The sequence below is a fragment of the Tepidimonas fonticaldi genome (genome assembly GCF_007556755.1).
Taxonomy (GTDB): domain Bacteria; phylum Pseudomonadota; class Gammaproteobacteria; order Burkholderiales; family Burkholderiaceae_C; genus Tepidimonas; species Tepidimonas fonticaldi.
Genome location: NZ_VJOO01000058.1, coordinates 1 through 5,941, shown reverse-complemented (window position 1 = coordinate 5,941; position 5,941 = coordinate 1). Strand labels below are relative to the sequence as shown.

Here is a 5,941-nt window from a genome sequence, read left to right as displayed (position 1 = left end):
CGTTTTTGTTCGTGCGCCGGTGCCGTCCGGGTGGACCTTGACGATCGTACTGTCCAGGCTGACCGCCTCCAGCCGCACCCGGACCAGCTGTTCGGCCTGCATGCGCTCGAAGACCCGATCCAGGACCACGGCCTTGGCCCACCGGTTCATCCGCGTGTAGATCGTGTGCCAGTTGCCGAACCGCTTGGGCAGGGCCCGCCACTTGCAGCCATTTTCGGCCACGAACAGGATCGCGTTGAGCACTCGAAGGTTGTCCAGCGACACATTGCCCCGCTGCCACGGCAGGCAATCCTCGATACGCGCGAATTGCGCAGGCGTAAGTTCCATGCGCAGTATGTTAGCACGTAGTGTTAACAGGCCCTAGCGCGTACAGCAGCGTGCGCTCGGGCAGGTGGCGCGCGTAACGCGCAGCGGCGTGGGCGGCCGGCAGTGGCGCGCACACCTCGGCCTGCCGCCGGGGTGCGGTCAGGCGCGGCACGCAGCGCTCCGTTGCAGGGACGGCTGCTCAGGGTTGCGCCCGCGAGCACGCGTTCATATCGGCGTTTTCTGATCTTCGCGTCAGACATTGCCGCGGGGCGGGTAGGAAGTCTCCCGCCTCGGACGCCAGAACGCACAAAGCCCGGCACGAGGCCGGGCTTTGTGGTCTTGCTTGATGGATCGCGGGGCTTAGAAATCCATGTCGCCCATGCCGCCCATGCCGGCGCCGGCGGCCTTCTCGTCCTTCTTCGGCAGCTCGCCGACCATCGCCTCGGTGGTGATCATCACGCCGGCGATCGAGGCGGCGTTCTGCAGCGCGGTGCGGGTCACCTTGGTCGGGTCGAGGATGCCCATCTCGAGCATGTCGCCGAACTGGCCGGTGGCCGCGTTGTAGCCGAAGCTGCCGGTGCCTTCCTTCACCTTGTTGACGATGACGGACGGCTCCTCGCCGGCGTTGGTGACGATCTCGCGCAGCGGCGCTTCCATCGCGCGCAGCGCGATCTGGATGCCGTGATTCTGATCCTCGTTGGCGCCCTTGAGCTCGGCGATGGCCGCACGCGCGCGCAGCAGCGCCACGCCGCCGCCCGGCACGATGCCTTCCTCGACCGCCGCGCGGGTCGCGTGCAGCGCGTCCTCGACGCGCGCCTTCTTCTCCTTCATCTCGACTTCCGTCGCGGCGCCGACCTTGATCACCGCCACGCCGCCGGCGAGCTTCGCCACGCGCTCCTGCAGCTTCTCGCGGTCGTAATCGGAGGTGGTCTCCTCGATCTGCGCCTTGATCTGCTTGATCCGCGCCTGGATCGCGTTGCCGTCGCCGGCGGCAGCGCGGCGGCGACCACGATGTCCGCCCATCCGGAGCCGGTCAGCCAGACCGCGCCCGCCGTCAGCAGAACGGCGACGCCTTCCATCACGTCGTTGCGGGAGCACTCCCAGGACGACGCCATGTTGATGTCGCCATGCCGGAAGGGTGTGAGCAGTCGCAGGCAATAGACGTTCGCCGCCAGGTTCAGTACGGCCGCCACGGACATCGTGTCCAGTGCCGGGCCGAGGGCTCGCCGATGCGGATGGCGAGCTGGACGGCGACGCCCATTGCCGCAGCGAGGATCAACGCCGCCTTGAGCAGGCTGACTCGCGCCTTCCAGGGGGCCGGGCGGCCGACGACAGCGATGCTTGCGCCGTACGTCAGCGCATCGCCCAGGTTGTCCAGCCCACCCGACAACAGGGACACCGATCCGCTCGCCAGCGACGCGACCAGCATCATCGCGAAGGTAGATGCATTGATCGCGAGCACGATCTTGAGCGCCCGCCGCTGCTCCGCCTGCAGGCGTTCGACGTCGGGCCCGGGCCCGCAACATGCCTTACCCATGGATCGCTTCCTCCGTCACGTCGCTTGTCGCCTGTCCACCGCACTCACTTCCGGCCGCCATCGGGGACCAGGCGCGGAATCACGGCGGTCACGAACAGAGCCACGCCCGTGGCGATGATCGCCAGGAGCGCATTGCCGAGCCCGGCAGCGACGCCGATCGCCGAGGTGAGCCAGATGCTCGCCGCGGTGGTCAGCCCTTCGACACGCATGTCCCGCTGCAGCTTGAGGATCGCGCCGGCGCCGAGGAAACCGATACCCGACACCACGCCCTGGACGACCCGCGTGTTGTCGGCCTGCGAAACGCCTGCGTAGAGCGGCGCCATCACGAACAGCGCCGAACCAACGGACACCAGGATGTGAGTCTTCAGCCCTCCCGATCGCTCCTTCTTCTCGCGCTCGTACCCGATGGCGCCGCCGAGCACCGCCGCCAGCAGCAGTCGAAGGCTGCTGACCAGCATGACCCTAGAAACGGCAGTTGACCGCTCGCTATCCTTGGGCAACCCGCATGAATGCTGACTTTCACGGCTTCGGTCGCGTTCACCTGTTGGGTGAGCGCGCTATGCACCCGATCGCACCGCGCTGGTCGCGCCATGCGGCGTTGCTCGTCCTCGCAGGCACGGGCCTGCCGCGTCCTCACGCCTTGCCTGACGCGCCCATCACGGCACGCTCGGGCGCATCCAACTGCCGTTTCTAGGATGACCGAAGCGCCGGGCATAGCGAACTCCGCCGCCAGTGCAGCCGTGAGGTCGGTGGGCATGTTCATGACACCGCCCGGTTCATCGGGCAGCCGTGCGGGCAGGCTCGCCGGCCCGACGCCATTCGAAGGGCCGAGTGCGGCACGTATCCGCCTCGCCGGCTCATCGAGCGGCCTCCCGATAGGCAAGCAACCGCAGCGCATTGAACACGACCAGCAGCGTGGAGCCCTCGTGCACCGCTACCGCGGGCCCGATGCCCAATCCGAAGATCGTGGCGGGAACGAGAACGGCGACGATGCCGAGGCTCACGTACACGTTCTGCAGGATGATCGCGCGGGTCTTCCGGCTGAGCCCGACCGCGAACGGCAGGTTCGACAGGTCATCGGCCATCAGTGCGACGTCGGCGGTCTCCATCGCCACGTCGGACCCGGCGGCGCCCATCACCACGCCCACGGTCGCGCTAGCCATGGCGGGCGCATCGTTGACGCCGTCGCCGACCATAGCCACCTTCTGTTCGGCCCTCAGCTTCTTGATCGCCTCGACCTTGTCCTGTGGCATCAGATCGCCCCAGGCCTCATCCAGCCCGACCTCCCGGGCGATGGCCTCGGCCACCTTCTGATGGTCGCCGGAGATCATGATCATCCGCCGGATGCCCATCGCCTTGAGCCGAGCGAGCGCCGCCCTGGCTGCTTCGCGGGGCGTATCCATGAGGCCGATCGCGCCGAGGTCGTCGCGGCCGCGACGCACGACCATGCTGGTGCGCCCCTGCTCCCGAAGCGCGGCAATCGCGGCGGCCATCTCGTCCGACAGCGGCGCGATCCCATCCGTGCCGAACATCTCGGCCTTGCCGATGTAGACCGTTTCGCCCGCGAGTTGCGCTTTGACGCCGCGGCCAATGAGGTTTTCGAGGTCGGTGGCCGGGGGCACGTCGGCGCCGCCGAGGCGTGCGCGCCCGTCGGTCGCGATCGCGCGAGCCAGCGGATGATCGCTGAGGCTCTCGACCGCGACCGCGACGCGGAGCAGCTCGGCGGGGTCCACGCCGCTGGCTGGGACCACATCGGTGATGCGAGGCTTCCCCTCGGTCAGCGTGCCGGTCTTGTCGAACGCAATGGCCGACACGGATCCGAGGTTCTCCAGCGGTCCCCCGCCTTTCACCAGCACGCCGCCGCGCGCTGCGCGGGCGATGCCGGACAGCACGGCGCTGGGCGTCGCGATCGCCAAAGCGCACGGGCTGGCCGCCACCAGCACGGCCATCGCGCGATAGAAGCTGTCCCGGAACGGTTCGTCCACCACCACCCAGGCGAACAGCAACAGCACCGCCAGCACGAGCACCGCCGGCACGAAGACGCGCTCGAAGCGGTCGGTGAAGCGTTGCGTCGGCGACTTCTCCGTCTCCGCCTCGCTGACCATTCGGACCACCTTCGACAGCACGCTGTCGCTGGACTTGCGCGTGACCTCGATCTCGATGACGCCGCTTCCGTTGATCGTGCCCGCAAAGACGCGGTGCGCGGCATCGATGCCGTCCGGATTGGCGCGGGCCGCTGCCGGGTCGGGGACTGCACGCTTGTCGACCGGAATGCTCTCCCCGGTCACCGGCGCCTGGTCGATGCTGCTGTCGCCGGCGATGATGAAGCCGTCGGCCGGCAGGCGGGAATTGGGCTTGACGACCACGACGTCGCCGAGCGCGAGCTCCTCCACGGGGATGTCGACCAAGGCCCCGCCACGCCGCACGGTCGCGGTCCGCGGCGCGAGTTCGGCCAGCGCCTCGATCGCCCGCTTCGCGCGCCCCATGGCGTAATGCTCGAGGGCATGCCCGAAGCTGAAGAGAAACAGCAGGAGGGCGCCCTCCGCCCACTCACCGAGCGCGGCCGCGCCCCCCGCTGCAACGAGCATGAGGGTGTCGATCTCGAACCGCTTCATTCGCAGGTTGTCGAGCGCCTCGCGCGCCGTGAACCAGCCGCCGAACCCATAGGCACCGACGTAGGCGGCGAGCGGGATCCACGTCGGCACCGTCGCGAAGCGCTCGAGCAGGAACCCGATCAGCAGTAGCACGCCGCACGCCAGCGCGAAGCGCAACTCCGTCCCCGACCAGAAGCCGCCGTCGCCGTGGGAATGGCCGTGCTCGTCGCCCTTGCCGTGCTGGTCGCGTTCATCGGGCGCCGCTTGATCGGAGTGCCCATCCCGCGTGCCGCGCCCGCCATGCGCCGACTCATCGATCCCGGCGCCCCGACCCCCTGCGGTCGTAGCTGCCACGCCAGTCGCGCCTGCAAGGCGCTCGAGTTCCGCGCGGATGGCCTCCTCCGAGCTGACGGTTCGATCGAACTCCACGCGCGCCACGCCGCTCGCGCTGACCGCGCCATCCAACACCCCCGGGATCGACCGCAGGTGCTCGGTAAGCGAACGCGCCCGCCGGGCGTGCGGCGCACCGACATGCCAGATCGCGTGCCCGAACTGCGCCGAAACCTGCGCGCCTGCGGCGATCACCAGCTGACGGATCCGCGGCAGCGTCAGCACCGACGGGTCGTAATGCACGCACAGTTGTGGGGGCGCGGACTCGCTCGCCGCAACGACGTGCGCCTTAGAAACGCCCTCTCGCGCCTGCAGGTCGGCGAGCAGCCGGCCGACACAGCGATCGGCTGCGTCGGTCACCTCGGGGAGGACGAGGGGAATGTCGATGCGAAGCGGGTCGGTCATGGGCGATGTCCTCGGTTCTCGACGCGGTGGCCGGTGGGTCGAAAGGGAAACGCGAAGGGTATAGGAAGTTCAACCGCCCTTTTTTGCGAATCTGGCGGGTAGGAAGCGGCCGCGCAAGCGCCGCTTTGGGCACAGATCGGGCACAGATCGGGGGTTCATGCGTGGGTTTTCGACATCGCGGGGCCACGCAGCGGCTCAGTGCGTAGCCATTTCTCACCGAATCCCGGCACAGGGCCGAGCGCAGCCCTGCGGGGTCGTGGCCGCATCGGATCGGATTCTGCTTTCGCTTCCGGTTGAGTGGCCGGCACCTCGTCACGCGGCCGGCGGCGGGGCGCGCGCTGCGGGCCGGTAGTGCGCTTGCTCCAGCGCGCCGTGCTTCTCGAAGTGGGCGAGGATGGCGCGGATGGCGGTGGGTTCCTCGATGCTGGCGACGATCCGTACCGCGCCGCCGCAGTGGGCGCAGGTGGTGACGTCGATGGAAAAGACCCGCTTGAGCCGTTGCGCCCAGCTCATCGCACGGCGCTTCTGCTCGGGGCTGCGCGGCTCGTCGTGGGCGCTGACGTCCACCGGCACTGCATCGCTCGCAGGCCGCTTGCCGCGCCCCGAGGGCGTCAGCTGCGCACGCAGGTTTGCATTCGGGGCGAATACGCCGTGGAAGCGGGTGAGATGCGCGCGAGGTGGCGGGACCAGTGCCGCCAGCTTGGCGATG

At 68.9% G+C, this 5,941-nt stretch carries 4 protein-coding genes and 2 pseudogenes; all 6 read right to left on the bottom strand.

Annotated features, from left to right (window positions below; translation table 11 throughout):
* Positions 1-327: transposase (locus Tfont_RS14120; RefSeq protein ID WP_143969910.1), on the bottom strand; the 327-nt coding region annotated here is incomplete at its 3' end.
* 339 nt (positions 328-666) lie between these two features.
* Positions 667-1,299, bottom strand: a pseudogene (locus Tfont_RS14115) (TCP-1/cpn60 chaperonin family protein); the annotation flags it as partial.
* Positions 1,300-1,483: 184 nt separating this feature from the next.
* A complete protein-coding gene (locus tag Tfont_RS14110; protein WP_143969909.1) occupies positions 1,484-1,843 on the bottom strand; it encodes a hypothetical protein in 360 nt (119 codons plus the stop codon).
* A gap of 44 nt (positions 1,844-1,887) precedes the next feature.
* Positions 1,888-2,301: an MgtC/SapB family protein gene (locus Tfont_RS14105; RefSeq protein ID WP_141056746.1), complete on the bottom strand. Its 414-nt coding sequence runs from the start codon at positions 2,299-2,301 to the stop codon at positions 1,888-1,890.
* A gap of 399 nt (positions 2,302-2,700) precedes the next feature.
* On the bottom strand, positions 2,701-5,232 hold the full coding sequence (locus Tfont_RS14100; protein ID WP_141056745.1) for a heavy metal translocating P-type ATPase: 2,532 nt from the start codon (positions 5,230-5,232) through the stop codon (positions 2,701-2,703).
* A gap of 312 nt (positions 5,233-5,544) precedes the next feature.
* Positions 5,545-5,941: pseudogene (locus tag Tfont_RS14990) on the bottom strand (IS91 family transposase); the annotation flags it as partial.